This window comes from Tengunoibacter tsumagoiensis, assembly GCF_003967535.1.
GTDB classification, from domain to species: domain Bacteria; phylum Chloroflexota; class Ktedonobacteria; order Ktedonobacterales; family Ktedonobacteraceae; genus Tengunoibacter; species Tengunoibacter tsumagoiensis.
Window position 1 is genome coordinate 729,114 of sequence record NZ_BIFR01000002.1, and the last position, 25,769, is coordinate 754,882.

18 protein-coding genes are annotated in these 25,769 nt (G+C 50.3%); 10 read left to right on the plus strand and 8 right to left on the minus strand.

All coding sequences use genetic code 11. The features are described from left to right. Positions 1-46 precede the first annotated feature (46 nt). Positions 47-2,536, minus strand: coding sequence for a glycoside hydrolase family 38 N-terminal domain-containing protein (locus tag EL628_RS23295; protein ID WP_126582411.1), 2,490 nt, complete (start codon positions 2,534-2,536; stop codon positions 47-49). 33 nt (positions 2,537-2,569) lie between these two features. Further along, entirely contained in the window at positions 2,570-3,640 is a 1,071-nt protein-coding gene (locus EL628_RS23300; protein ID WP_161975704.1) for a LacI family DNA-binding transcriptional regulator, read from the minus strand. 431 nt (positions 3,641-4,071) lie between these two features. On the opposite strand from EL628_RS23300, the gene EL628_RS23305 reads away from it, so the two are divergent. The 6 genes from EL628_RS23305 to EL628_RS23330 all read left to right on the plus strand — a co-directional run bounded on the left by EL628_RS23305 (position 4,072) and on the right by EL628_RS23330 (position 13,584). Continuing rightward, entirely contained in the window at positions 4,072-5,361 is a 1,290-nt protein-coding gene (locus EL628_RS23305) for an ABC transporter substrate-binding protein (protein ID WP_126582413.1), read from the plus strand. Positions 5,362-5,500: 139 nt separating this feature from the next. Then, complete coding sequence (locus EL628_RS23310; protein WP_126582414.1) at positions 5,501-6,502, plus strand: carbohydrate ABC transporter permease; 1,002 nt, start codon at positions 5,501-5,503, stop codon at positions 6,500-6,502. A gap of 29 nt (positions 6,503-6,531) precedes the next feature. Continuing rightward, positions 6,532-7,443 carry a carbohydrate ABC transporter permease gene (locus EL628_RS23315; RefSeq protein ID WP_126582415.1) on the plus strand — a complete coding sequence of 304 codons (912 nt, stop codon included), beginning with the start codon at positions 6,532-6,534 and terminating at the stop codon, positions 7,441-7,443. A 50-nt stretch (positions 7,444-7,493) separates the two neighbouring features. Continuing rightward, positions 7,494-9,356, plus strand: coding sequence for a glycoside hydrolase 5 family protein (locus tag EL628_RS23320; RefSeq protein ID WP_126582416.1), 1,863 nt, complete (start codon positions 7,494-7,496; stop codon positions 9,354-9,356). 217 nt (positions 9,357-9,573) lie between these two features. Further along, positions 9,574-11,613 carry a DUF5054 domain-containing protein gene (locus EL628_RS23325; protein WP_126582417.1) on the plus strand — a complete coding sequence of 680 codons (2,040 nt, stop codon included), beginning with the start codon at positions 9,574-9,576 and terminating at the stop codon, positions 11,611-11,613. A 99-nt stretch (positions 11,614-11,712) separates the two neighbouring features. Further along, positions 11,713-13,584, plus strand: coding sequence for an ADP-ribosylglycohydrolase family protein (locus tag EL628_RS23330; protein WP_126582418.1), 1,872 nt, complete (start codon positions 11,713-11,715; stop codon positions 13,582-13,584). Positions 13,585-13,652: 68 nt separating this feature from the next. On the opposite strand, the gene EL628_RS23335 is transcribed toward EL628_RS23330, so the two are convergent. Beyond that, on the minus strand, positions 13,653-14,699 hold the full coding sequence (locus EL628_RS23335) for an ornithine cyclodeaminase family protein (protein ID WP_161975705.1): 1,047 nt from the start codon (positions 14,697-14,699) through the stop codon (positions 13,653-13,655). A 288-nt stretch (positions 14,700-14,987) separates the two neighbouring features. Then, on the minus strand, positions 14,988-15,578 hold the full coding sequence (locus tag EL628_RS23340; RefSeq protein ID WP_126582420.1) for a lytic transglycosylase domain-containing protein: 591 nt from the start codon (positions 15,576-15,578) through the stop codon (positions 14,988-14,990). A gap of 290 nt (positions 15,579-15,868) precedes the next feature. Here EL628_RS23340 and EL628_RS23345 point away from each other — a divergent pair, with 290 nt between their 5' ends. The 3 genes from EL628_RS23345 to EL628_RS23355 are packed head-to-tail and all read left to right on the plus strand — an operon-like array spanning position 15,869 to position 19,664. Then, positions 15,869-16,717 (plus strand): helix-turn-helix domain-containing protein, encoded by an 849-nt coding sequence (locus EL628_RS23345; RefSeq protein WP_126582421.1) that lies wholly within the window; start codon positions 15,869-15,871, stop codon positions 16,715-16,717. 2 nt (positions 16,718-16,719) lie between these two features. Beyond that, entirely contained in the window at positions 16,720-18,102 is a 1,383-nt protein-coding gene (locus EL628_RS23350; protein WP_126582422.1) for an ABC transporter ATP-binding protein, read from the plus strand. Further along, positions 18,099-19,664, plus strand: a complete 1,566-nt coding sequence (locus EL628_RS23355; protein ID WP_126582423.1) for a hypothetical protein — start codon at positions 18,099-18,101, stop codon at positions 19,662-19,664. The genes EL628_RS23350 and EL628_RS23355 overlap by 4 nt, the downstream gene beginning before the upstream one ends. 26 nt (positions 19,665-19,690) lie before the next feature. On the opposite strand, the gene EL628_RS23360 is transcribed toward EL628_RS23355, so the two are convergent. The 3 genes from EL628_RS23360 to EL628_RS31075 all read right to left on the minus strand — a co-directional run bounded on the left by EL628_RS23360 (position 19,691) and on the right by EL628_RS31075 (position 21,210). Beyond that, complete coding sequence (locus tag EL628_RS23360) at positions 19,691-20,209, minus strand: DinB family protein (protein WP_161975706.1); 519 nt, start codon at positions 20,207-20,209, stop codon at positions 19,691-19,693. A 28-nt stretch (positions 20,210-20,237) separates the two neighbouring features. Beyond that, the gene (locus EL628_RS23365) at positions 20,238-20,726 is read right to left on the minus strand and encodes a DinB family protein (RefSeq protein ID WP_126582425.1); all 489 of its coding nucleotides are present in this window, start codon (positions 20,724-20,726) and stop codon (positions 20,238-20,240) included. 262 nt (positions 20,727-20,988) lie between these two features. Continuing rightward, positions 20,989-21,210, minus strand: a complete 222-nt coding sequence (locus EL628_RS31075) for an ester cyclase (protein ID WP_126583591.1) — start codon at positions 21,208-21,210, stop codon at positions 20,989-20,991. A gap of 342 nt (positions 21,211-21,552) precedes the next feature. Between EL628_RS31075 and EL628_RS23375 the strand changes: the two genes are divergently transcribed. Then, positions 21,553-24,174 (plus strand): glycoside hydrolase family 44 protein, encoded by a 2,622-nt coding sequence (locus tag EL628_RS23375; protein WP_161975707.1) that lies wholly within the window; start codon positions 21,553-21,555, stop codon positions 24,172-24,174. A 102-nt stretch (positions 24,175-24,276) separates the two neighbouring features. On the opposite strand, the gene EL628_RS23380 is transcribed toward EL628_RS23375, so the two are convergent. Next, entirely contained in the window at positions 24,277-25,368 is a 1,092-nt protein-coding gene (locus EL628_RS23380; RefSeq protein WP_161975708.1) for an N-acetylmuramoyl-L-alanine amidase, read from the minus strand. Positions 25,369-25,769 lie beyond the last annotated feature (401 nt).

The following is a 25,769-nucleotide window of genomic DNA, read 5'->3' on the forward strand; positions in this document are numbered from 1 at the left end:
AAGAAGGGCCTTATCTATTGTTTATGTGAGGTTCACAGCATTAACGCTAGCGCCAACCGTAGGCATCAAGTGGGAGAGCAGCTACTAAGGCTGCGGTATCATGTGTGCTGGTGGCAATAAAGCGGTAGCGGAGCCGTAGTTGACCGCGCTGGCTGCTGGAAAAATTGGTATGCCAGTAGTGATTCACAGGCATAGAGGCCAGAAAGCCGTTCCATTGCCAGGGCTCAGTCTCCCAGTTATTATAATGAAGCGTATTGGGCATGACCAGTGGAGCATCCAGCGGCAGCCAGTAGAGCTGATGGTTATCAGAGGTTTTCATGCGTGCTGCTCGCTGAATAGTGTAATAGTGCGAGATCGTGCCTGGAATCTGACCACCTTGCGTATGGCTGCCAGGTTTGAACCATCCACCTCCCGTTTCAAACTCCAGTTCTCCCCCCTGTGCCTGAAAAGGGAAGGTGACATACGCAGCTTCTGGTAGATCGCACCAGAGCTTATCCCAGGTGAGGACTAATTCCACGACAGGAACCTGATGGTAGCCACGCCATGCCACCTGAACCTGACCGATAGATTGGGCCTCACCACTCCACTGAAGCTCATCGTAGACACGGCCTGGATGGAGAACTGGTTTCTTGACCATCGTTACCGAGGTGTGGTCCACAATTGGGCCTGGAGCAAAGCTTTTGCGGACAGCCTCAGTTGCCACATCCAGCGCAATAAAGCGAGCTGTATTGCCAACAGCGGCTCGACCCAGTGGATGGACGACTCGTTCATGGACCAGCTGACCAAAGGCGTGCGGCGATGAAGGATCAACCCATTCGCGCTGGCTCTCCTGTTCAATCAGATGATGCAGACCGCCAGTTGCAGGATCTAGATCCAGACGCCAGAAAGGCGTGTTTAAGGTTGTCGGAGACTGTAAAGGAGCTGCTGCATCGGCATCCTGCTCGTCCTTCGCAAACAGGAGTGGAGAGGTGCTGGCTGAGACAACCAGAGATGGTGTCGTAAGCTGAAGCGAAGTCAGTCCGACAGCCTGCGTTGGAAGCGCCACGATATAACGTTGTGGATCGTGAGCCTCCACCTGAAAGGGAAGTTCCAGTCCTGTCGCGGTGAGTAACATCTGGGTATCAGGAGTCAGAGCCAGATCATCGGCAGTAAAATGGACCAGACGGTGCTTCGCCTGGACTGAATCCGCGTCAACCGGAATGAAGAGATGAGGCTCAGGTGCAGGCGTAATCGTTGTTCGTAAGGCAGTCCCAACCGCCTCATCCAGATAGAGTTCAGCCAGATCAAAGTGCAGCATTTTTGACGTGTGTTGAATCCGGGTTAAAGGTGAGTAAGGCTGTGTGACAGAGCACCAGGCATTAAACGTATGCTCAAGAGAGATACGCTCTTCTTCAAGGGCGTGGGCGAGATGAGCCTGAGCCTGTGGTGATGCTGAGTTTTCGACAAGATCGATCACACTGGCCCGACGACGCTGAGTGCGACGAGCCTGTGCAATGCGATCCGTTGCCGAACCAAGGCCATGCGCCCAACCGTCAGGCCAGGCAACTTGATGCGTTGGCCAGGACGTCTTTACATCAGGTTGGGATGACTCTAATTGCGCAAACCACTCACCAGGGAGCGCAGTGCGAAGTTGGACATCGCGATGCTCAGCATTCCAGCGAGCGATAACCTGGAGCCACCGTGTATCCGGGGGAGCGTTATCAACGTAGAAGCCACCAGTGCTGAGCAAGAGAGAAGCATAAGGATAGCCATCGGATTGCAGCCGTTCGAGATAGAGAGGCAGCTCCACAGAGAGTTGAGCATAGAGATCATCAGCCGTCAGCCGATCATATTCAGTAAAATAGGGAGTTTTATTGGCACCAAAGCCCTGGCTGCTTGAGACACCTAAGACATTTCCCAGGAGATAATGTTCATTTAACCAGTGCAGAACTTTTCCACCCTGTGGGCCTTGCCAGTAGAAAGCCTGAGGCTGGCGCACCGGCATCTCGGGAAGAAGGATCTCCTGAGCCCATTCGCGCCGCCACTGATAATGGCCGCTGCCGCGTTTGCCCAGAGGGTCCGTCGCACTATCGAGATGAACATGGCTACAAAAATAAGGAATGCCGCGCTCGGCCAGACTATCCGCCACCGACCAGGGCCAGCCATTGATATCATTGTGGACGGCACAGCGGAGTGGCAGATCGTGTTCACGGCAGAAATTCACAGCCCAATCCAGGCTTCGTCCATAGGCATCCGCATCGATCATATCGGTGAAATGCAGATAGGCGGCGGTCACCTCAATCTGTCCAGTGCGTACATAATGGACAAATTCGTCCAGACGCTCTGGACGATGGGTGAGATAATGATGAACCTGCCAGGCCGTCTCACAGGTCCATTTGAAACGATGTGGCTCAGGGTCCTGGGCTGTCTGTGCACAGAGCTCGAGAACGCGATCGTACACAGAAAGATACATCAGCTCAATCTGTTCACGAGCATGTGTATAGCCAAGGTCGGTATGCGCCATCTGCATAACATAAACCGTCGTCGTGGGTGCCATGGGTTTGTGCTACCTTTCCGGGATAAGAATAGATTAGGGATTACGGCCTGTACTGGCAGGACCAGTTGAAGCACGTACCTGGAGGTACGTTGGTAAGATGCGCTGTTGAGGGATCGGCTGTTCACTCATAATCAAATGAACCAGGATCTCCGTCGCGTGTTTTCCAACTTCGTACATCGGGATATGAACGGATGTAAGCTCAGGGGAGACGTATTCGACCAGAGGAGAATCTTCGATCGTTCCAACCGAAATATCCAGAGGAACTTGAAGGCCTGCTTCTCGAATAGCTTTTAACACCCCCACAGCGATGCCCTCATTCAGGGCCAGCAGAGCCGTTGGACGCGGAGTTTTCGTCAGAGCCTCCTTCGCCATCTGATAGCCAGACTCAAAGGTCCAATCACCCCACATAATAGCTTCACAGTCTTGCATGCCTGCCCTATCGAGAGCTGCTCGATAGCCTTGAATACGTTCGTGAATAATGGAATTGATGTTTTCATCTCCACCGCTCAACACCAGCATCTGGCGATGCCCTAATTCAATCAAGTGCTGTGTGAGCTGATAAGCGCCATGGTATTCATCAGCCTTCACCCAACTAATAGGGATAGTGCCACTATCACGTCCAACCAGCACGCAGGGGACACGCCTTTCGGCTAATGTTGTCAGCAGAGCATCGTCGATCATCCAATCGACAATGGCCCCATCGATACGTCCGCTATTGACAAGATAGGCATGGGTCTGGGCGTTGATCAACGTATCTAAGAGCACATGGAGCCCCTCGGAATGGGCCTGGGTAGTGAGCGCACTCAGGATCTGATGGCGAAAGATATCACGTACGGGCTCAATAATCTCTGGGACCAGATAGCCAACAGTATTTGCATGGGCCGAACGTAGAGCAGAGGCCGCAGCATGAGACTGATAGCCCAATTGATTAATCACTGCCTGCACCCGTTCGCGCGTTGACTCTTTCACCAGATTGCTTCCACGTACGACCAGAGAGACCGTCGCAGTAGAGACACCAGCCATGCGTGCTACATCGCGACTACTGATGCGTCCTTTTGGTTTATTGGCCTGGTCCTGTTGCGACAAAGTAGTGTCGAACGACATAGTTCTTTCTCTCAATCCAAAACACAGATAGGATAGATTCATTTTTGTCTTATGAGAACGTGTAAAATACGACTTATTCACAGTGTACCAGTCCATATGCCATCAGTCAAGTCAAGAAATCAGATTTTTAGCACGTTCTAAAAAGTATTGACAAGCTAAATTTCTTCTGCTAAGCTTACGCCATAGGAAATTAAAACGTTCTAATAAAACGTTTTAAAAGTGAGAGCCTTCCTGTTTTACCGTGCTAAACGGGATAAGGAAGAGAGGCCTTTGATGCAGAAAAAGGGAGAAAGAGTGCCCTCTTTCTATGATGAAAAGAGGAAGACACGATCTGCTTCCGAAGTGCTTCACCACTCTATTGATGAGTGACCCATCTTTTTTCTGTCTTTATATTTATGCACGTCTATTGAACGCTTACAAAGGAGTCAGCAATGACACGCATCTCGCGCCCACATTTTCGTCTTGCCTTTGCTATCTGTGCCCTGTTAAGCACGTTATTGCTTGCCGCATGTGGCGGAACGAGTCCAGCTTCTTCTGATCACGTCACCCTCACTTTTGGATGGTGGAGCAACGGTCCTCAGCATGATCAGGAATTTGCCAAATGGGCTGAATCATTCACCAAGACTCATCCTAATATTACCATTAAAAGCGAATTTTTACCATTTGGTGATTACTTTACAAAGTTACAGACCACAGCGGCAGCAGGCAAAGCCTACGATGTGATTGGTCAATGTTCTTGTAATGTTGCGCCATACTACGCAAATCAGCAGATGGTCGATCTCTCCACATTTAGCGACTTTAAGGCCTCGACCAGCGATATCGATCCAGGAGCGGTTCAGACAGATACCTATAATGGTCATCCATATGGTATGCCTCTGGGCGTTGCTGCCCGTGTGATTGGGTATAACAAAGCCCTGTTTGCGGCTGCTGGTATTGCTGAGCCAGATCCAACAAAGCCACTCACATTGAGCGAGTTTACCCAGTTGGCGAAGAAATTGACCGTTGTCTCGAACGGAAAGATGACGCAGGCCGGTCTATTCACAGGACTGGATCAGGATGCGAGCTATCTGCCAGAGTTCTTTGCAGAGAACCAGGGTGTCTCCCTCTTCGACAATTATGTCAATCCACAGAAAGTCACCATCAATTCACCAGCAGGTATCAAGGCTCTGACCGATTATCAGGCATTGTGGAAGCAGAATATCGAGCCCTCGATCGACGATAATTCCTGGCAGGCGGGCCTGGCTGGTCTTCAGAGCAATCGTGTGGCAATGACGATCTCTGGTCCCTGGGAGTTCTCACAGTTCGATACCAGTAAGTATGGTGTGATGCCTATCCCAGTGAGCGATGCTGGCAAACACATGCAGCGTATGACCATTAATTCTCTGAGTATCTACAGTGGTTCTCAGCATAAGGCCGAGGCCTGGGAATTTTTGAAATGGGCTGCCCAGGCACCGCAGCAGCAGCAATACGCCGCTTTCGCTGATACCCCGGTCAACAAGACAGCCTTTGCCAATTCCAATACCATCATCAAACCTGCCTCTTTTTATCCAACGCTTCAAGTTGAGGCCACAAACATTCGTCCTTATCTGCTCTCAAGCAAGACACAGTTGACCACGACGATCACGAATATTCTCCAGGATCTGATCCGTGGAAAGATCTCGCCAACTGATGCCGCCAGCCAGCTCGAGCAGCAAGGCAATAGCGTCTTAGCTGGAAACTAGGATCATTCTTTCTGGTGAGGATGAAAAGATACTCTCTCTGATCTTTATCTATGGGATCTCTTCATCCTTCCTCCTCTGTTCCACCATGCATTGTTTCACGATAAGCCAGGCTCATAAACTATGACAAAGGAGCGTGTTTATGCACATGTCCATCCCCGATGATCAGCGTCGCGGTTCCTTGAGAGGACCAGCCCGGTCGCAGACGCTATGGCAGCGTTTCTGGAAGTTTCTGCGTTCCCGCGACGCACGTGGTTATTTTTATATTGCGCCCTGGGTCATTGGTTATGTCCTCTTTAACATTTACCCACTGCTCAGAACCATCTATCTCAGCTTTACTGACTATAATCTTTTTCTTGATCCAAAGTGGATTGGCCTGAAAAACTATCAGCAGATTTTTTTTCATGATACGATCTTTCGCACGGTTCTGACGAACATGTTGTTTTATGTGACCATCTCGACTGTGATGACGATTGTGTTGGGTCTCCTCTTTGCGGTACTCTTAGCTCGCAATTTTCCAGGCAACTATCTGTTTCGCACCATTTTTTATGTTCCGAGTCTGATGGTTGGTATCTCAATTGCGACCCTGTTTGGGCAGGTCTTTCGCAGTGGGGAAGTGGGTCTGGCGAATAGTATGCTGGGCTGGGTGCATCTTGCTCCATTCAACTGGCTCCATTCCAATACATCGCCTTTACTGGCTCTGGTCGCGGTACTCCTGGTCGATTTCTGGTTTATCGGTGGGAATATGCTTATCTTCCTGTCAGGTATTCGCGGCATCAATCCAGAGTTTTACGAAGCAGCGAGAATTGATAGTGCGAATGCCTGGCAGCGTTTTATCCACGTGACGTTGCCACTCTTATCGCCGGTGATTGTCTTTAACGTCATCACCAATCTGATCTGGCATTTACAGGCATTTGAGATCCCCCTGGTCTTTGCCTCAAATGCTGGCTCGTTATCGACGGGTCAGACGCTTGGAGATAATAATCGCCTGGCGACCTTTCTGACCTATATCTATACCAAGTCGTTTATCTTTGGGCAATTTGGATATGGCGCAGCGTTGTCGGTGATTGTGTTTGCAATCACATTAGTCCTCACACTGATCGTCCTCTGGATTGCATCTCGCTACACCGTGTATGGCGATTAAGGGCGGAGAGAATAGGAGAAGATCAGTTTATGCTCACAACTCATACCAGAGAGGCTGCAACTACTCTGCAGAGACCTCCAATGCCAAAAGACGGGCGTCAGCGCAAGAAGCTCCGTTTTGATCCGGGCCTGTTCGCAACATATATCATCCTTTTTGTGGGGGCGTTTATCTTTCTTGCACCATTTGTGTGGCTCATCTCGGCCTCTTTGAAGGATGATGCGCAGTTCAATCTGGTGCCAATTAAATGGATCCCTGACCCGATTGTGTGGAGCAATTTTGTTCGCGCATTTACAGAATTTCATCTTGACCTCTATCTAATGAATAGCCTGTGGCTGGCAGCATTTAGTGTCGTGGTCAATATTGTCGTCTGTTCGCTCATTGCGTATGGTTTTGCCCGCTTTCATTTTCCCGGGCGAAACATCCTGTTTTTCTTGCTCCTCTCAACGATGATGTTTCCCGCTCAGGTGTTAACTATTCCGCTCTTTTCGGTCTTTCGTCAGCTTGGGTGGTTGGGCACCTTTTTACCGATTCTGGTACCAAAGCTGTTTGGCCTGGGAGCGACGTATGAGATCTTTTTGTTCCGACAGTTTTTTATCACCCTGCCCAAAGAGATAGATGAGGCGGCTCAACTTGATGGAGCCTCTACATTTGGTGTGTACTGGCGCATTATTCTGCCGATGGCAAAGCCAACTATTATTGTAACGGCTGTCTTTAGTTTTCTGGATAGCTGGAAAGATGCATGGGGTCCGCTGGTGTATTTGAATGACAACAGCCTGCGTACGCTGCCCGTTGGATTGCTCTTTTTTGTTCGCAATCTGGATGATATTGCCTATCCTGAACTGATGGCGGCAACGCTGATTGCGCTCGCTATTCCAACCATCTTCTATCTCTTTGGTCAGCGCTACATTGATAAAGGTGTGGTGATTACCAGCTCAAAGTAAGTGGGTTTTAACGAGTGTTCTGAATACTGTTTTTGAAAGGTAATGAGGCCATGAAATCAACGTTCAGACGTTTTCACAGTGTTGTGCTCTCGCTCGTCCTTCTCGCTCTGATTGTTCTCGTTGGAACCGGACAGAGTGCTTTGCGACCAACTCAGGCTCATGCGAGCAGTAGTTTTGTGACGCGTAATGGATCGCAATTGCAATTAGATGGATCGACCTTTCGTTTTTCTGGTTCGGATATGGAATGGTTGGGGGAACCTGGTCAGACGAATTTTGAAGTCGATGATGCTCTTGCGACACTGAAGGAGATGGGAGGGACGGTCACACGGTCGCTCTGGCTCACCTCCCTGGGGACGCCAGATTCACTACAGCCCTCGCTCGGTGTCTATAATTCAGATGCTTTTGCGCGTAGCGATTATGTGATCAAACGTGCTGGTGATTTTGGGGTGCGGCTGATTATTCCGCTGGTTGATGGGAATCCCAATGGCGATGGTCAGTATACCCACTATACTGACTGGCGGGGAATCAGCGATGCTAACCAGTTCTATACCAATAGCACAGTGATCAGTGATTACGAAGCGTTTATCTCTGCCTATCTCAATCATGTGAATATCTATACTGGCATTGCTTTAAAAAATGATCCGACGATTCTCGCCTGGGAGACGGCTAATGAGCTTACGACTCCCCAGAGCTGGACACAGACGATTAGTAGCTATATCAAAGGGATTGATACCAATCATCTGGTTGGCTCTAGCCCGGTGGCTAACGAGATTAATAGCAGCGATTTGAGCATCAGCAGCATTGATATCGAAGATGATCATTTTTATCCCATGAGTGTTGCCAATTTGAATAGCCATGCTAGCACTGTTCAGAATGCAGGCAAGGTCTATATCGCTGGTGAGTATGATTGGGCGGCGTATACCTCAGGAAGCGATAGTCTGACCAGTTTTCTTCCTGCTCTGGAGGGAAATAGTGCGGTCTCGGGTGATATGGCCTGGGAGCTTTTTCCCCATCGCAATACCTATGGATTTGAGCCCTATAATGCCGGAAGTCTCGGGCTGGCATTAGGTCTGCACTATCCAGGCGATACGACGGACATGCGCACAAATGCTCAGAGATTACGCACTCATGCCTTTGCGATGGCTGGGATTTCAACTCTCCCTGCTCATCTTGTTCCGGGAACACCAGTGATGATGCAGGTGGCAGGACAGAAGCTCTACTGGCGTGGTACTGCTGGTGTTGATACCTACTCGGTCGAGCGTTCGACAAGTAGTGCGAGCGGCCCATGGACAACGATTTGTACTCAATGCACGACTGATGCAGCGGCTCCATATGTTGATGCATCTCAGCCTGCTAGTGGTCAGATCTGGTATCGCGTTCTTCCGTATAGTCTGGATGGAGTGGCTGGTAGCTATTCGCAGGCGATGCAAGCCCGAGGCGATGTGGTGGTTGGCAATAACAGTTTTGAGTCTCCCGCGTTGAGCGCTGGCACATTCCAGGTTGCTCCTTCTTCTGCCAGTTGGACGTTTACTGGAAGTGCGGGTATAGCGACGAATGGAAGTGCATTTACCAATGGAAATCCATCGGCTCCTGATGGCGGCCAGGTGGCGTTCCTCCAATCAAATGGAAGTATCTCGATTCCCGTGACGTTGCAGACCAATACAGGGTATTGTCTCACGTTCCAGGCGGCTCAACGTGGGAACTATAATAATGGCGGGCAGGACTTTAAGGTTCAGTTCGATGGTCAGGCAGTCGTTGGAAGCTATAAGCCCGATGGCTCGCAGTATGACGTGTTTATCTCTTCTTATATTATGGTACAGACGGCCTCACATACGCTTCAGTTTGTGGGACTGGACTCTGCTGGAGGAGATAACACCGCCTTTATTGATTCTATCCGTATGGTTACCTGTTAGTGAGGAGGAATGCTTCACTAGAGTGAGCTTCGGGCGCAGGAGAGGATCGTCATGAATGAGAGCTTTGTCTCTATTCTCCAGTCAAAACTAACGTATGGTGATGGAGACAAAGTTCTGATAGTATTCTAGAGAACGATTGAATACTGACATCTGTCAGTATGTAGGAGCTCATGCGAATACAAGCATTAGTATTAAGGTGAGGTGAGGTTCGTTTATTATGGTACAGAAGCATCTATCTTCAACAGTTAAAAAGATTCATCTTGTCTTTAAAACACATCTTGATCTTGGTTTTACTGATTTTGCGCAGAAGATTCAATCTGCTTATTTCTCTGAATTTATCCCAAAAGCCATCGAGACTTCGCGCACATTGCGGCATCTTGGAGAGCACTATGGGCGTTCCGAGCGTTTTGTCTGGACCACTGGCTCCTGGCTGCTATATGAGTATCTTGAGCAGGCCAATGCCCAGGAACGTGCCAATCTTGAGCGTGCCATCCTTGATGGGGATATTGTCTGGCATGCATTGCCATTTACAACGCACAGCGAATTACTTGACCCAGAGTTATTCCGTTTTGGCCTCAAGCTTTCGCAGCGTCTGGATCAACGTTTTGGCAAGCACACAATCGCTGCCAAGATGACCGACGTTCCAGGTCATACGCGTGGAATCGTCCCACTGCTGGCTGAAGCTGGCGTGCGTTTTCTGCATATCGGGGTCAATGATGCTTCGACACCACCAGATGTGCCTGATCTTTTTGTCTGGCGTGCGTCCAATGGAGCAGAGATCATCGTTCTCTACTCAAAAAATGGTTACGGTGGCGTCTTTACCGGGTCTGGTCTGGAAGAGGCACTGGCTATCGAGCATACCCTGGATAATCGCAATCCGCAGTCGGTTCAAGATGTGCGCCATACCTATCTCCATCTGCAGCAACAGTTTCCAGGTGCCATTCTGGAGGCATCCACCCTTGATAAATTTGCCGCTACCCTGCTGCCTGTACAGAGCACCTTGCCGATTGTGACCGAAGAACTGGGTGACACGTGGATTCATGGAGTTGGCTCTGATCCCCTCAAAGTCAGTCAGTATCGTGAGCTATCGCGCCTGCGCACAGACTGGTTGCGGCAGGGGACCTTCCAGGAGGAAGATCCGGCCTTCGATCGGTTTAGTCGACATCTGCTTCTGGTTCCTGAACATACCTGGGGCATGGATGAGAAATTGTATCTTGCAGATACTGTGAACTATGATCGAGAACGTTTTCAGAAGGCGCGTCATACGCCACGCTTTACGGACTTTGCATCTTCCTGGGATGAACAACGAGCCTATCTGCGCTCGGCGATAGCGGATCTGGCAGAAACGCCTCAAGCAAGCGAGGTACAACAGCATCTGGCAGCTTTACAGCCACAAAGGCCACGGCAGTTAGAGGATGGCCGGAGTACTCCCGATAGCGTCATCCACACTCCCCATTTTCAGGTGCGTTTTGATCTCAATACCGGAGCACTGGTACAGTGCGTAGAACTGGCAACCGGACGAGAATGGGCCTCGCCACAACAGCAGTTGGGTAGATTTCGCTATCAAATGTTTGACCAGACTGATTATGACCGTTTTCAAACAGAATATGTGCGTCTGACAGAGGCGGGGGCATGGTGGATGATCCATGACTTTAGCAAACCAGGGATCGAGCATGTAGCAACGCAGAGTGCTATGGTCCTCCCACAACTGCTCAGTAGTACCATCGTAACACATGTGCAAGAGATCTGCGTTCTGGGTGTCTATACGCTTCCCGAGTCGGCTGTAACGATGTATGGGGCTCCACGTTTACTGACCCTGGAGTGGCATTTCCCTCATAATGTTGCAGAAATTTATCTCACACTGCAATGGTTTGAGAAAACTGCCACGCGCTTGCCAGAGGCACTCTGGCTGGATTTCGCGCCTCTCATCTCGAACGTTCATGGGTGGCAGATGGAAAAAGTGAGCGAACTGGTCGACCCACTTGATGTTCGTATGCAGGGGGCTCGTCATCTTCATGCTATCGATCAGCGCGTCCACTATCACGATGAGCGAGGGCAACTGAGCATCACCTCGCTTGACGCTCCACTGGTGGCACCCGGCGGCCCGGCCCTCTTACGTATGACGCGCGAGCAGCCTGATATGACCCGAGGTATGAGCTTTAATCTCTACAATAACGTCTGGGGAACAAACTTTCCCATGTGGTATGACGATGATGCTCGACTGCGTTTTATCCTGAAATTTGGCTCTACCAGATAAGGCTCGCCTGTGCATCTGCTGGACTAAAAATATTCATGCATTTATTAAATGCATTTATTGAAAAATAATAAAATTTTGTAGAAAGAGGAATAAAAGTTAGTGAGACACATAAAACAGAACCACATCCCGGCGGAGACGCGCCGTTGGTATAGTAAGGTGTATGGGGGCTGGATGGGCAAATCAATTGGTGGGACATTGGGTATGCCTTATGAAGGTGACATGCGCTTGCTCGATATCCAGGACTATGATCCGACCATCTCGCTTCCTGCTCCCAATGATGATCTAGATCTTCAACTGGTCAATTTACATGCGTTGGAACAATATGGTCCACGGTTACAGGCTGTTCATCTTAGTCGCGAATGGCTGGAGCATGTCTTCTTTCCATTTGACGAATATGGGTATGCACTCGCCAATCTGAGGCGTGGTCTGGTACCGCCCGTTGCGGGCTGGTTTAACAATCCCTTTATTGATTGTATGGGATCGCCCATCCGCTCCGAACTCTGGGCTATGATTGCTCCTGGTCAACCAGAGATTGCTGCCTATTATGCCTGGCAGGACGCGCAGGTCGACCATGCTGGTGGTGAAGGCATGTATGGTGAGGTCTTCTTTGCCGTTATTGAAAGCCAGGCTTTTATTGAGAGTGATCGTGATCAATTAATTGCCTGTGGCCTCCAGCATATTCCTGAACAATCGCGCGTGGCCCAGGCTGTCAGGCATACCCTGGCCTGCCATGCTCAAGGTCTGACCTGGCAAGAGTCTCGCGAGAGTATTCTCGCCCACTTTGGACATACAAACTTTACCGATGCACCACTCAACGTAGCTTTTACGATTGTAGGCTGGTTATATGGAGCAGATTTTGGCGAGGCCATCAGGATTGCCATTAATTGTGGCTATGATACCGACTGCACTGGCGCGACGTTGGGCTCGATTCTCGGAATTATTCTGGGTGCAGAAGCCATTCCGACCCGTTGGAGCGATCCTGTAGGAAATCAGGTTGTCGTCAGCGATCCAATTCGTTATTTAGATGCCCCAAAGACACTTGAAGAACTGACCGAGCGGACCCTCTGTGTCGCCTTTGAGACCCAGGCCTTCTGGCAGAACAAGCAGCTTGCCAATATATTGCTGGCTCGTTTTCAAGAAGAACTGTATAACTTTCGGCCAGGAGCGTTTAATCCGCAATTTGCAGATGGACTGCTTATTGAGGACACGCTGGGCCTTTCGGTTGCCTTTCAGGATGGCCATCCTGCAATTGGTTGTGAGCAGACAAAATCTCTGCTCATCACCCTGACCAATAAGCATAAGCAGCCCTGGCAGGGAGAACTAAGCCTGCAAGTGCCAGCCGGGTGGTCAGGCTCAGAGACACAGTTTGTTGAATTGGACCCTGAGGAAACCTGCACCTATGTCCAGATGGTGACAGCAGATGAACAGATGCAAGAAGCGTATGAAGTCACCATTAACCTGACGCGTAGCCATCAAGATGTGCTCTGGCATACCCAGAAATTTCCGGTAGCCATGGTGCCAGCCAGACATTGGGAGTTTGTGATAGGGGACCAGCAGTGGTCTGAAAAAGCTATTATTGCCGGAGATCGATTGGATCTGCCTGTTGATTTCGCGGACTATACGGGAGTAGTAAGGGCTCATACCCTCCTTGAGAATCCAATCGATCGGAAGGTGCGTTTCATCGTATCGGCCCGTCCAGAGGTAGAGGTTCGCCTCGATGGAAAGATCCTCTGGACAACAAGTGCAGCGGACAGCGTGCTGCCAGCTTTTCATCGTGCTGAACCTGGCAGTTTCTACGAAGGTTTTCTCAGTGAAGGAACTCATGAGCTAGAGTTGATCTTTACGCGAGGTGCACAGAATCAGAATGCAGATGACATTATGGTCATGCTTGTGGCTGATAGCAGCATTCATCAGCCAGGGCCATATTATTATTTCACAGACATTCTTTTTGCCTGGCCTTTTCAGTCGTAAAAATGGGCCATATATGTATTGGCGATACGTCACAACACATATTTGTTGTATCGCCAATGCATGTACGGCTATCGTTCCAGTGACATGCCGAGTCCCTGTTCGAGAGCCAGTTGATAGACATGCCCGGCCAGGGCAATGTCTTCAATAGCCAGGCCAAAGGGATTGACCAGGATAATATCCTCTGCTGTTTTTCTACCCTGTTTTGTGCCAACGACGATATCACCGATCTCGGCATCAACTTTGCGTGCCCGGCGAGCTGGCACAGTGCCGGCCTCATCTGGTCCAAGAGCCAGCCCCTCACGATAGAGCCTTCCGATCATGCGATGCGAATCATTTTTCACCAGCTTCCAATCATCTACAACCACCAGGTTGGCTTGAAAGAAGACTTCCGGCAATGCGTCGTCAAGCGAGATATTGACGAGAATGGCTCCGGGCTGTAGCCAGGAAAACTGAATATAGCCAGTTGTGGTGGTGGTGGTAGGAATAATCAATTGAGCAGAACGGATGGCATCTTCAGCAGATGCAACTGCTTGAAGAGAGACGTTTGATCGTTGCAGTGCTGGTTCGAGCGTTTGCTGGAGAGCTGTAATCCGTGTCGGATCAGTATCAAAAATAGTAATGGTCTGTAACGTTGAAAGTCGTTGTAACAGCAATTCAATGTGGGCCTGGGCCAGCACGCCCGCACCGATGATCGCCAGACAGGTGATAGGGCGACCATAAAATAGATCGACCGCTAAGGCACTGACACTCGCTGTTCGTAGGCTTGAGAGATAAGCTCCTTCCATAATACAGAGAGGGCGAACTGAGAGTGGATCATACAGAATCGTCAGACCATTCGCACGAGGTAAGCCACGTTTCGGGTTAGCAATATTGCCATTAATAATTTTTGTGCCTGCAAAGTTCCATGGGCCTCCAAGATACCCTGGCATATTCAGGCTTCTCACTGGCTCATTCTGGATATTTCTCCAGCCGAGATAGGCCTCATCGGGAAGATTACTCTCTCCATTGCCATGGAGCCGGAACATTTCGCGGATAATGGCCACACTATCGATTTTTTGACAGAGCGCTTCTACTTCACGACGACAAAGATAAAGAATACCTTCTGCTTCGTGCATACATATCGTCCTTATTTCCAACAATAGTGTTCTACGATATTTTAAAAAGGATTCCATAACGGGTGTTCAATTTTTTGAGCTCTTCACCACTTCAGATGGCTCTACCTCTTTTTGCGTCCCTCTGAAAAATACCATTTTGGATCTTAAAAAACAAGGTGAAGAGATAAAAAAGGCTTTATCTATGAAAGATCATTTTATTTGAGGGAAGACGAAAGAAAGCCAGGAACCCTCAGTGTGATCTGAGAGGTTCCTGGCCAGAGGTTGTCTGTTTGCAGCTCTGTGGGCGAATTAGCCCATAATCGTGTGGACGTAGTGCTGGGTCTCACCGGGTGTATAGGCGAGCCAGTTGGCACCACCGGCTCGTACGGCAGCATTCACATTGCCAGGGCCAGCATTATACGCGGCCAGCGCCTTGGCATAATCACCACCATACATGCGACTGAGATCAGCCATATGGCGAGCGGCACCATCCAGGGCCGAATTGGGATCGTAAGGATTGACGCCCAGGGCCGCAGCCGTTCCGGGCATAAACTGTGCAATCCCGATTGCACCAACGGAGGAGCGGGCATTGGGATTAAAGCCACTCTCTTGCTGAATCTGACGGACAAAGAGATCCGGGCTAATGCCATGGCGAACAGCGGCGGCGCGAGCCACGCTCTCATACGAACTGTTAGCAGCCACTGATGCAGTCTGTACCTGGATAGTCTGAGACGCGGTTGCGGGGGCAGACGGAGTCGATGGGGTTGCGAAGAAGGTCTGGAATCCCATGAAACCGGTCAGAGCAAGACCGGCAACGGAACCAGCCAGCACAGCACTCCAGCCAGCGGCTTTCTTCTGGGTCGCAGGACGGTGGTTGTGCAGGGTGGTTGGAGTTATCATGTTCAGCAAATTACCTTTCGTATCGGCTATCGCGGAAAGAACACACTGTGTGTTCTCGTCCATATATCAGGTGTCGCAACACCGTGTTTTCAACAAGTTGTTTTCTTCAACACCCACAGTATAGAAGCCCAGCCTCACGATGGCCTAACATTCTCAGCCAGATTTCTTGCAGAGACCTCACGAAGCTCATTGCCGGGCTTATAATGGATGTCTTCATCGCTTGACCTTCCCCCTGCTGGAAGGTTTTATACTCTGTAGCAACGAGTAGCAATGAAAGGAATAAGCGTATAATGAGAGAACTCCTCCAGATTGGCGAAGTTGCGCGGCTGATCGGAGCCTCGACGAAAACCATCCGTTATTATCATGAAATCGGTCTGCTCCCCGAACCAGAGCGCACAGAGAGCGGGTATCGCCTCTATACCGCTCAGCATCTCCTGCGTTTACAGCGCATTCGTCGCCTGCGTGCCCTGGGACTTTCACTCGAACGTATCCGCGCGATTCTCGATGAAGCTCCGGAGAACAATGAGAGTACGTTGCGCGCTGCCCTGCATGCCCTGGTGGAGGAAACTTCGGCGCAAATATTGGAGCTAGAAGAGCGCCGTAGCTTCCTGCAACAGCTTCTGGCTCGCGACGAACTTGAACCTGCGGATAAGGACGCGTATCTGCTTCTCTCACCGGAACTCAAAGCACAACTTGCTCCCCAGTTTGAAAGTATGAGTACCGAGTATCTGGCATGGGGACAGAGAATGGATGCTATGCTTGGAGCATTCCATTGGCCTGATACGACCAGAACATATCTTCAGGCGCAGATGCAATATGTAGCTGATCACGCGGAAGAGTATCGCACCCTGTTTGCGCTGGAAGAGCGTTTCGCCGCGCTGGCCAGTCTGGCGGAAGATGATCCAGACGTTGAACGTCTGGCAGATGAGTATGTCCAGAGCCAGGAGATGGCGTTGCTCTATCAACAATTGGCAAACTTCGACATGGGCGAGGAGAAGCCATTCTCCAGCGCACTTGGTGGCTTGATGTCCAGTATAGCTTCGCCCGCGCAACAGCGCTTCTTTGCATTGCTCAGCCAGAAAATCTCTTCCCGGCGTGCGGATACCTTGTCCACTTCAACAATTGAACAGGAGCAGTAGCTATGTCACGCCTTACGTCTACCAGCGCCTTTTCCTATGCCGCGCAGAAAGGTCCGTATCTCAGTATCTGGGGCGCATTCTTTTTCGTTTCCTTAAGCGAAGGGATGCTGGTCGTCTTGCTTATTTTGCGCTTTGTCCCCACAACTCTTCTGCAAACGCTGACCCTGCTGTTGATGGGTTGCTTTCTTATCAGCATGTTCGGCAAGTTGCTCTGTCCACTCTGGACGCACCATGGCCTCTCGACAACGGAGCTGGAGCTGCACTATGGTCTCGACATTCACGTCAAGGTACCTCGCTCACTCATTGTCTCTGCTCAGCCGGTACAGGAAAAGATGGGGCCATTCTCAATTCCCCGTTATCATGCGGCCAGGCAGCGCATCTCGCTCGCATTCGCTGAGCGCGGTCAGATATTGCTGTGCCTGAAGCACCCGGTTGCTCTGCGTCTGCGCGGGCGTGTTTGTCTGACCAATCAGATCCTTATAAGCCTGGATGATCGCGAGGCCTTTCTGGCTGCGCTCGATCTTGCGCACACGCATCAAGAGGAGAGAGCTGTCCCCATTGAGCAGGCACTCTCAACCTATGCTCGCACTGAGCCATCTGTCCAGTCTGTGCGGCGCGAACTCCCACTGATTGCAGACGACGCTCCAGTGGCTCTGCGTGCAGAGAACCTGACTCGGAGTTATGCGAGCTTTACTGCTGTTGACTCTCTCAATCTTGCGGTGCGTCAGGGCGAAATCTATGGCTTTCTGGGCCCCAACGGTGCTGGCAAATCGACCACCATTAAAATGTTTGTTGGCCTGCTGAAACAGACTGCTGGCAGTGCCTGGGTGGCGGGCCATGATGTCTGGCGTGAGCCACTACAGTCGAAAATGGCTCTGGGCTATGTGGCAGATCGGGCGTTGCTCTATAATCGTCTGAGCGGGCGCGAATTTCTGGCTTTTCTGGGGCAGCTTCGAGGTCTGCCACTCAAAGAAACGGAGCAAAAGATTGCCTCCCTGCTTGATCTACTCGAACTGACTGATGCGGCTGAGCGGCTCTGTGGCTCCTATTCCTTTGGGATGAAACGCAAACTGTCCCTCGCTGGTGCGCTCTTGCACGAGCCGAAGGTGTTGATTCTCGATGAGCCGCTCAACGGGCTTGATCCTCGTAGCGCGCGTCGATTGAAAGACCTGTTCATGGAACTTGCGGCTGGCGGCACGACCATCTTTCTTTCTACGCACGACCTGACGACCGCCGAAGAGATCTGCCAGCGCATTGGCATCCTGCACCGGGGACATCTGCTGGCTGAGGGCAGTCCCGCTGTCCTGCGCGACCTGGCCTCAGCGAGGGATCTGGAAAGCGTTTTTCTGAGTTTGACCGCCCAATCTCAGGAGGTGCTTCTGTGAATCCTATACAGGCCATTTTGCGTGCGTCCTTACAATCCACAAGCAATGGACTGCGTTTTGACGCACGTCTGCGCGTTGGCACACTATTTGCTCTGCTGATCCAGCTTCTCCTGGCGGCCTGGGCGTTGAGCCATCTCATTTCTGCATGGACTCAATGGAAAGCATTAGATGGCATGGCTATGAGTGCTCACCTCTGGCTGACATGTTTGCTGGCCTGGAGCATGATTGTCCTCTTTGCCGTCCTCACGACAGTAGTGCATGGCCTTGGTAGTGATGAAGCTCTGCTGCTGGCGATCCAGCCGTTTGAGCCAGCCACGCGCTTTCGCGCACTCTATAGTCTGGTGCTCTGGCGTGGTGTGGGAAACTGGCTGCTCTCTGAAGCCCTGCTTCTTGGCATTGCTCTGAGCCTGACGCTTGGTTGGGCTGCTCTCCCCTGGTTGCTGCTTCTGGTTCTGGGTGCGCTCTGCGTGGCATGGTTGAGTATATTTCTGACACTCCTGGCCATACACTGTATCCTGCCGTATACTGGTCGTGTGCTGCTCTACAGTCTGTTCTGTGCTATGGGCCTGGGATTACTCCTTCTCCTGGTGCACTCTCTGCATTGGGATGCAGTGTGGGCACACAAAATGAGCAGGGGGAGTGCGCTCCTCTTTGCACAGTTTTCAGCGCTTGCAACTGTACCTCTCGCCTGCCCTATCAGTGATTGTCTTCTTGTGCTTTGCCTGCTCCTGGCCTGGTTTCCCCTGGCTCGCCGCACTGGTCTGCTCTATCTTGCAACCTTGCAAGGGCAGCAGGGACGCGATAGCTCCCCTCGTGCCGTTGTCCGGCCGGGGTCTGGAATGCTGCTGACCCTGCTCAAACGCCGCCGCACACTTCTCGGGGCACTCCTTTTTAAGGGAGTTCTTCAGCAGAGTCGTCATCTTTTTGCCTGGCTGCGTCTGCTGGTGCTGGTCGTATTGTTAGCACTCTTCCCACTTGTACGTCCATCGCTGGCCTCGCTCCCTCTGAGCGACACCCTGGAGGTCACTTTTTATGCCGCCTGCATGGCCTTTCTGGCACTGTTCGAGTACATGCCCTACGCGATTGGTGGCGAGGGAGCGCGTCTCACACTCTACCTGACCGCGCCGCTTGCACCTGCGACATTTTTACGTGTACGTCTCTGCTCATACCTGCTGCCTACGCTCCTGATCGGCTGGCTCTGTGCGCATCTCCTGGGTCTCTGGACTGGCCTCAATTTACTCGCGCTCTCCCAGGCATTGGCGCTACTCAGTCTGCTTCTCACTGGCTATGCCACTTTGACCGTTCTCGGGAGCGCACTGGACGCGGATCTCACTCAGTTCGTTGAAGACAATCTGCAAACGCTGATGCTGGAGGAGATGCCTATCACACCCCGTCGCTTGCAATTGCTCAGTCTGACCATCCTGCTGTTCGGAGTCATGCTCCTCCTCTGCTGGAAACTCCCCATGCCAGGCGCCCTCCTTGCTCTGGTCGCACTGGATGCGTTGCTACTGGTGATTGGTGAGCGGCTTGCTAGAGCTCAACTTGCGCGTTTGCTGCGATAAGCGGCCTCCCAGTCTTTTGCCTATAGTTATGCTTTAGGAGGAGTGATCTCGTGATCTCGAAAGAAAGGACGCCAGGGTCCACAGTCAAGCATAAAAGGTTGCATAAGTGCTCGCTCTGCTTGAACCGTATGCATGAGATCGTGAGCGGCCCATGTATGAAGCATCTCCACAAGCGTAACTGTGCCCAGCTGAGGATGTTGTACGCTCCGTTTCAGGTCATCATTCTGTAGATGTTGTAGCATATCGAGGCTATCCTGGCGATATGCTACAAAGGCTGTCACCAGCTCTTCAGGAGTCTGCGAGGCAAGATCCGAATGCGGCTGCTCTGGATCAAACGCCACAAAATCCTCACCTGCTAAGAAGGCCTGGACGCGAACAGGATAGAGAAAGCGTTCTGCTTCCAGCAAATGGTGTAAGCACTGAAGCGCCGACCATTCTCCTGTCGCTGGCTGGCGGCTGAGAAGATCAAGAGGTAGAGAACGCACGAGTTGCTGCCATCGTTCAGGAGTCGTAGAGAGAATAGCCTGTATATGTGTTAATGACATAGATAATGAAACATGCCTTTCTATTTCTTTAGAGATCCAGAGCTTGCAGACCATGGAGGCCGAGCGTTAGAGAGACCTCACCTCCGTGGTGGAGATCATGTTCAATGAGATGCCAGATGATCCATTGGCGGGTAAATAATGCAGGCTCGTCGCCGGGATCATTTTCGTAACTCTGCAGCATCTCCTCAGGCGTCCAGCTTGCCAGCGCTTCCTGCATGACGCGCCAGCTAGTCTCCAATCCAAAGACCAGCTCTGCAGCATCCCGCTCTGGAGCCCCCTTGCTATCCCAACGTCCCAGACTGGCAAACTCCTCGTCACCTACTCCTATCATATCGTGAAACCATCGTGCGCGCCCCCCAATCATATGGCGCACAATAGTGCTGATCGAACGTAGCCCTGGCGCGACACTTAGCGTCAGTTGCTCGGTAGTCAGTGGGGCAATAGCCTTCGTTAAGAGCGTCTGGTAGTCAGACCAACCTTTATAAAAGACTGCAAGCGTCGATGGATCTTCAGTCATAGTATCCAACCGTTTCTCTTAGAATAGCCCTAAAAAAAGTATCTTTTTACTTTATACCATTTAGAACGCTATCCAGTCTAGCCAGAACCATTAAGAATTGTCAGGGCCCGCTCTCAACATATGAATACGCTTCATCTCTGCCCAGCACGCGAGGGCAGAGATGAAGCGTTAGGAGCCATCGGTGAGGGAGATCTGCAACAAATATGCCTGATCTGGTTGTGTTTCTTGATGAAGAACAACTCAGCTCCACAGACGGACCTTTTTAGTGACCAGTTTGAGTGCTGAGTGGAGGAAGAGCTCCGAGTTGGCGGAGAAGGCCAAAGAAATCCTCCAGATGCCAGGTATACACGATAACTCCCTGTTCGATGCGGTGGAAGTCGCAGGTCCGCATTGTAATAGAGCGGCCGGTCGGTGGAACCCCGAAGAAAATATTCTGATTTATTCCCGATTTTGCAACAACTTTACCTCCTGGTACTCGAAGCATTGACAAGAAACTGGTTTCTCATTATACTTTAGGCAAGATAGAGATTGTATTCAACTAAAACACGTGTATTTTTTTTAATCCGGTAAAACGGTACACCCACTTTTAGTAGCGACTAGAAGGATGAATCGATATTCTCTCGATGATTTGTAGAAGGTGATACATGGTTTGACAGAGAGAAAATCGATAAGGGTGCTGGTCTGACTTCAAGGTTGTCGTCAGGCTTACTTTGCCGTGCATTACGGACATGATTACGTCTACACGACCAGACGTAAGTACATGCTGTTTACAAGCAAGGCTCTATCGAAGACAATGTTGTGTTTGATGATCAAAGGAGTCACACTGATGCACACACGAAGTGTAAAGCAGGTAGGCATAGCCGTCATCCTGATGACGGTTTGTCTGGCTGGCACCTTCAATCTCGTTCCTCATCTCTTTCCTCTAAAAAGAGCGTTAGCGGCCTCTTCAGGCCCGGCTCTCTCAGTTGATGCAGCTGCTAATCAGCACGCGATTGATAGTGGTATCTATGGGATGGCCCAGTATCAATTGGATACAGCGCTTCAGTCCGAGCTCAAGCTTCCCATGGCTCGTTGGGGCGGGGATGGTACAACGACGTACAACTGGCTGCAAGATGCTTACACAACTGCATCGTACGCTGATTTTATTAGCGGCAACGGGGAGACCAATCCTACGCCGAGCGGTCAGGTGGATACGTTAGTCTCGGCTCAGCAGCAGTGGGGTGGTCAGACCGTCGTTACCGTTCCATTTATTGGGTATGTCACCAAATCGTCGCTATATAATTGTTCGTATCTCAAGTCGCAATATCCGCCTCAGTGGGGCTACTTCCCCTATATTCATCCCAATGGTGATGATTGTGGGAATGGAAAGTATGCAGATCCGCCACATGATATTATTCCAGATACGAATCTCAACAACAACTATATTCCATCGAGCTCTACCTTGATGAAAGACTGGATCGATCATTTAACGAACAAGTACGGTCCTGCTGCCACCAGTAAGATCATCTATCAGATGGATAACGAGCCAGAGAACTGGCTGATCACACAATTTGATATTCACCCAGATCCAACTGGATTTGACGAGATCGTCAATAAAACCATCGATTATGCGGCCATGGTGAAAGCTGCTGACTCCACTTCCAGGGTAATGGGACCCTCTAATGGATATCCATATGGATACATCTACATGGGTTCCAACAGCAAGTCAGGTGATAATTATGCCAGTCATAATTCTACTCCCTGGCTACCCTATTATCTCCAATCGATGAAAACATATGAGCAACAACATGGGACGCGGCTCCTGGATTATCTGGATGTGCACTTTTATGGCGATTCTTCCAGTGAAGATAGCGCGACTGAGGATACTCCGGCTGCCAATGCTGCCCGTCTGGATTCAACGCGGGCCCTCTGGGACCCAACCTATACTGGCGATAGTGCTCTCAACAAGTATATTCCCGGCGAACAGCCACAGGATAAACTCGGCGTCATTGGCGAGCTCCATCGGTGGATTAATGAGTACTATCCTGGCACAAAGTTGAGCATCTCAGAGTACGATTTTGGGAATCATGATCATCTCAACGGAGCATTGACACAGGCTGATGTTCTGGGCATCTTTGGACGGGAAGGATTGGATTCTGCCGATCTCTTCTATGATCCAAAATCGACAGATCCTGTTGCATACACCTATCGAATGTATCTCAATTATGATGGGAATGGTGGGAGATTTGGTGATACTTCGGTACAGGCAACCAGCGGTGATCAGAGTCAGCTCTCTGTCTATGCAGCCAAACGTAGTAGCGATAATGCCCTGACGTTAATGCTGGTAAATAAGACCGCCAATGACCTCACCAGCCCATTGGCGCTGAATAATTTCTCGACCTCAGCGAGTAGTGCTCAGGTCTATACCTATAGTGGCGCAAACCTGAGTACGATTGTGCATCAGGCTGATGCCCCGATCAGTGGCAATAGTCTGACGACCACATATCCTGCCAACTCGATTACCTTACTGGTCATTCCCAACGGTTCAACGGTACAGCCCACGCCCACGCCAACCCCAGGAACAGGCGGAACCGTCACCTTAACGCCAATTGCCGATCGTGACAATTACGCCTCGTCAACGGGCTCAGAGACAACATTGAACGTCAGTCAGTATCAATATGACTACCTCAAGTTTGATCTCTCGTCCGTAAGTAATGTGAACTCTGCCCACCTCCGTCTGTATCGAGGCAATAATGATCAAGGGACCATTACCATGAACGCCTATCAAGAAAGCAATAACGGCTGGACAGAGGGGAGTAATAGCCTGCCCGCGCCTGGCAGTCAGATTACCAGCCTCTCTTCCTCGGATGTCGGATATGTGGATTTTGATGTGAGCAGCTATATTCAGTCGGCTAAGGCCAGTGGCAATACCGTGACGCTGGTGGTGAACTCCAGCAATGTTCCCTGGGAGTACTTCTATTCACGAGAAAGTGGAAGCAATAAGCCGCAACTGGTCTTAGGAACGAGTTCGTCTGCGTCTACTTTGACTCCAACTGCCGATCGTGACAATTACGCCTCGTCGACGGGTTCAGAGACGACATTGAACGTCAGTCAGTATCAATATGACTACCTCAAGTTTGATCTCTCGTCCGTCAGTAGTGTGAACTCTGCCCATCTTCGTCTGTATCGAGGCAACAATGATCAAGGGACCATTACCATGAACGCCTATCAAGAAAGCAATAACGGCTGGACAGAGGGGAGTAATAGCCTGCCCGCGCCTGGCAGTCAGATTACCAGTCTCTCTTCCTCGGATGTCGGATATGTGGATTTTGATGTGAGCAGTTATATTCAGTCGGCTAAGGCCAGTGGCAATACCGTGACGCTGGTGGTAAACTCCAGCAATGTCCCCTGGGAATACTTCTATTCACGAGAAAGTGGAAGCAATAAGCCGCAACTGGTGATTCAATAGACCAATGAGGCCATGGTCTCTCTTATCTCAAGTAGAGAGACCATGGCCTTGTTCGCATTCTTCTGGAATGTTGGGTAAGTTGAGCAATTCTGACAAAACCCTCTATTTGATGAATTCAGCTTGAAGGGCCTGGGCATCGGAGACCAGGGTTGCAATTTTGCTTTTCAGATCTTGTTGTTGTTGCTGCGTGAGACCCCCATTTGTCTGTTGAGCCTGACTGAGCTGTTGTTGGAGCGCAGTGATCTGGTTCTGTAAGTCAGTCGCATGCGTATTCGCTTGATTTAATTGTGTTTGGAGATCGATTATCTGCCGGTTGTTGGCTGTAATAATATCATGAGCCCACAACAGTTCGTTGCCAATGGGAACAATAATAGTATCGTTGGTCAGAGATTGGCCGCCAGTAAGCGCTGGATCTGGATGCCATGCTACGGCAATAGCGGACGAGGCAAAAAAGAGGATATCCCCGGACCCCCAGCGTCCGTCTTCTAAGAGCACTCCATGTCCTGGCTGATCAAGCCGTCTTGCCCCAATATAGGTATTGTTGCTATCCCAATTACTTGCTAAAATCGTGGTTCTGACCGCACCTGTAAATGTTGCTCCATTTTTATCGGTTAAGGTCGTGCCATCGTCATGCCATCCATTTGGAACCATTGATGAATTCCCTTTCTGTGTCGAAGTGAGTGCTGCGAAAAGTTCATCCCAGGGATATGGGCCAGGGCAACGTGAACGATTGACGGGATCAATGGAGAAATGACCGGTAATCCCTCCATCGCCATCCGCCCAACGGGTTGGAATATTCCAGCGCTGACAGATCTCAGTAATGAGCTGGAAGGACGAAGCTTTCTGCGCATCGGTTAACACATTTGAGTTGTCTTCCGCTGGCTTACAGTGTTCGATGGAGATCGTCACATTGTTGGGATTGATGGACGTATTCCACCATGGATCATGCCCTGCCGAGAAGACCCCATTGGCATAGGCGCCATCATTTTCAGAATTACATTGGACAACCTCGCCATCCTGTCCAATCACATAATGGGCACTGACCGGGTTACTACTTCCTTCCGTACTTTTAAAGTACTGAGCAATAGCCTCTGCATTTGAACCACCGGCTGTCCCATGAATGATAATATAGCGAGGCTTATATCCATTGCGATTTGCAAAGGCATTCGTATTTGGGATCTGTAGAATATGCATATTTTTCATCTCTCCTGGAGTCATTCTCTAGTACATGTGCGGAGAACTCTAGTCAGATGGATGCCTGGATAGATCAGAAGAAAATGAGAAAAAGCTGGTGAAGAAGGAGATGTTGTGCCCCACCTTGCTCACGTCCCCCTTTTTGTTGCTCAATTACCTTCCAATGTATAAACGCCATAGATACTTTATAAGGTATCCAATATACGCCGATTTGTCAATATAGAGCAATCAGATACTTTTGATAAAATGTTTCTGATGGAAATTTTTTTATAGATGCGAGCGTATTTCTGATGGAAGCTTCTGAATTTTTATAATTTTTAACTCCTATTGCATTTATAAATGTTTAAGCTGTAAGATATTGGTAACGAAGTGAATAGATTGAGTGATCTCAATACGGGTTC

Coding starts and splice junctions, on each gene's coding strand:
- EL628_RS31075 (WP_126583591.1), bottom strand. CDS start 21,210: ATGCTTCGAGTACCAGGAGGTAAAGTTGTTGCAAAATCGGGAATAAAT.
- EL628_RS23340 (WP_126582420.1), bottom strand. CDS start 15,578: ATGATAACTCCAACCACCCTGCACAACCACCGTCCTGCGACCCAGAAG.
- EL628_RS23310 (WP_126582414.1), top strand. CDS start 5,501: ATGCACATGTCCATCCCCGATGATCAGCGTCGCGGTTCCTTGAGAGGA.
- EL628_RS23360 (WP_161975706.1), bottom strand. CDS start 20,209: ATGTCATTAACACATATACAGGCTATTCTCTCTACGACTCCTGAACGA.
- EL628_RS23380 (WP_161975708.1), bottom strand. CDS start 25,368: ATGCATATTCTACAGATCCCAAATACGAATGCCTTTGCAAATCGCAAT.
- EL628_RS23335 (WP_161975705.1), bottom strand. CDS start 14,699: ATGCACGAAGCAGAAGGTATTCTTTATCTTTGTCGTCGTGAAGTAGAA.
- EL628_RS23320 (WP_126582416.1), top strand. CDS start 7,494: ATGAAATCAACGTTCAGACGTTTTCACAGTGTTGTGCTCTCGCTCGTC.
- EL628_RS23375 (WP_161975707.1), top strand. CDS start 21,553: ATGCACACACGAAGTGTAAAGCAGGTAGGCATAGCCGTCATCCTGATG.
- EL628_RS23305 (WP_126582413.1), top strand. CDS start 4,072: ATGACACGCATCTCGCGCCCACATTTTCGTCTTGCCTTTGCTATCTGT.
- EL628_RS23325 (WP_126582417.1), top strand. CDS start 9,574: ATGGTACAGAAGCATCTATCTTCAACAGTTAAAAAGATTCATCTTGTC.
- EL628_RS23315 (WP_126582415.1), top strand. CDS start 6,532: ATGCTCACAACTCATACCAGAGAGGCTGCAACTACTCTGCAGAGACCT.
- EL628_RS23365 (WP_126582425.1), bottom strand. CDS start 20,726: ATGACTGAAGATCCATCGACGCTTGCAGTCTTTTATAAAGGTTGGTCT.
- EL628_RS23345 (WP_126582421.1), top strand. CDS start 15,869: ATGAGAGAACTCCTCCAGATTGGCGAAGTTGCGCGGCTGATCGGAGCC.
- EL628_RS23350 (WP_126582422.1), top strand. CDS start 16,720: ATGTCACGCCTTACGTCTACCAGCGCCTTTTCCTATGCCGCGCAGAAA.
- EL628_RS23300 (WP_161975704.1), bottom strand. CDS start 3,640: ATGTCGTTCGACACTACTTTGTCGCAACAGGACCAGGCCAATAAACCA.
- EL628_RS23295 (WP_126582411.1), bottom strand. CDS start 2,536: ATGGCACCCACGACGACGGTTTATGTTATGCAGATGGCGCATACCGAC.